This is a genomic window from Pseudomonas sp. IT-P74 (assembly GCF_949768175.1).
In the GTDB taxonomy this organism is placed as follows: domain Bacteria; phylum Pseudomonadota; class Gammaproteobacteria; order Pseudomonadales; family Pseudomonadaceae; genus Aquipseudomonas.
Genome location: NZ_CATKQD010000082.1, coordinates 1 through 269 on the forward strand (window position 1 = coordinate 1; position 269 = coordinate 269).

At 67.3% G+C, this 269-nt stretch carries 1 protein-coding gene; it reads right to left on the reverse strand.

The genetic code is table 11. The features are described 5' to 3' along the window. The coding region (locus ACM6J5_RS25940; RefSeq protein ID WP_414929603.1) for a hypothetical protein at positions 1–269 on the reverse strand (269 nt) is incomplete at both ends.

Consider the following 269-nt stretch of genomic DNA (forward strand, 5'->3'; position numbering starts at 1 on the left):
CCCCCCGCCAACACCCCCGCCATCAACTTCAACTGACTCCCCATCACCCGCCCGGCCTGGCGAATCGCCGTGTTATGACTTCGCTCGGCAAACCCCACCGCCACCGCCCCCAACTCCAGCCCGACCGCCGACACCGCGAGCATGGCGGCCGTCAGCTCGATGTACTCGCGCGTGCCTTTGTCCGCCTTTTCTGCCTTCAGTTTCAGGTTCCAGACCTCCAGCAAGGCCAGGGTGCTGCCCAGGCGCACTTCCAGCATGGGCCCGGCGGC